This window comes from Streptomyces sp. NPDC001027, from assembly GCF_040299045.1.
Classification (GTDB): domain Bacteria; phylum Actinomycetota; class Actinomycetes; order Streptomycetales; family Streptomycetaceae; genus Streptomyces.
The window spans coordinates 1-1192 of record NZ_JBEPBI010000602.1 but is presented as its reverse complement, the minus strand read 5'-3'; the positions used below and the strand labels follow the sequence as shown (position 1 = coordinate 1192).

General features: G+C 72.1%; 1 protein-coding gene. It reads right to left on the bottom strand.

The window, feature by feature from the left end; genetic code table 11:
• Window positions 1-100: 100 nt before the first annotated feature.
• Window positions 101-1147 carry an SGNH/GDSL hydrolase family protein gene (locus ABT300_RS44240; RefSeq protein ID WP_351688876.1) on the bottom strand — a complete coding sequence of 349 codons (1047 nt, stop codon included), beginning with the start codon at window positions 1145-1147 and terminating at the stop codon, window positions 101-103.
• Window positions 1148-1192: the final 45 nt, after the last annotated feature.

Sequence of the window (1192 nt, the reverse complement as noted above, 5' to 3'; positions counted from 1 at the left end):
CCCTCGTGGGCGGCGCGGGCGACGGCCTCGACCTCGGACTCGGTCAGCACGGCGTTCTCCTCTCGGGGGATGTGTCGCCATGGTCGCCCCCCAGGGGTCGTCACCAGGCGATCGGGAGGCCGGAGACGAACGAGGTGAGGCGGTCGGCGATGAGCCGGTCGTCGTGCGCCGAGTAGTGCCAGTGGCAGCCCGTGAAGTCCAGTCCGGAGTCGTCGAGGAACCAGTACCGCACCCGGCTGTCCCCGGCGTCGGCACGCGCCTTGACCACCTGCTGGACATGGCCGGCGAACGATCCCGCGCCGACCGCCACGATGGTCGTCGCGGTTCCGTACCGTGTCCGCAGCTTCTGGAGGAAGTCGCCGTACGCCGTGCGGTAGGCGGCCGCGAGGGTGTCGGGCGTCCACGGCTCACCAGGGTTGAGAGCTGTCGAGAAGTCGTTGGTCCCGAGGTTGACCACGACGAGCCGGGGGCGCCACGTGCCGGGGTTCTGCCAGACGTCCCCCGGCGCGTTCAGCAGGGCACGGTCGTAGAAGGTGCGGTAGGTGACATCCGGTGAGCCGCCGTTGTAGTTGCGCACCATGCCGAGGCCGGAGTAGGCGTTCAACTGGTAGTCGGCCCCCAGCCGGCGGGCGGTGAGGGCGCCGTAGCTCACGTCGGCGTCGGTGGTCCTCGCGACCTGGTCCCCCGTGCAGTCGCGGGACGCGGAGAGGTTGCCGTAGCCGACGGTGAGGGAGTCGCCGATGAACTCGATCTGGCGGACGCGGGCCGTCGGCCTGCTCAGCACGGCGCCGCCCGGCGCGGCGACGAATCCCCTGAAGGCGCTGGTGGCCCACGGGGTGTCAGTGCGCTTGACGAGCCGGACGGTGTGCGTGCGGTTCGGCAGGCCGTTGACCCAGTACGTGGTCCGGCCGGGCGTGACGAGCGTGGCGACCGTGGCGCCGTCGACCTGGACGTCGTAGTCGGCGGCCGAGTCGTCGAGCGTCACGCCCACGCCGGCGCCCCTGAAACGGCCTTCGAAATACACGCCGGGCCAGCTGTACCGCACCGTGCTCCCGGCGTCCTTGACCCGTCCTGCGGTGTGAACCCGCGCCAGTACGCCCTTCGCCCGAGCCGCCCGCCCGCCGTCGACGTCGGCCGGTCCCTGCAGTGTGCGGGTGTCCACAGGCGTCGCCCGCGCGGCGCCCGCGGCGCC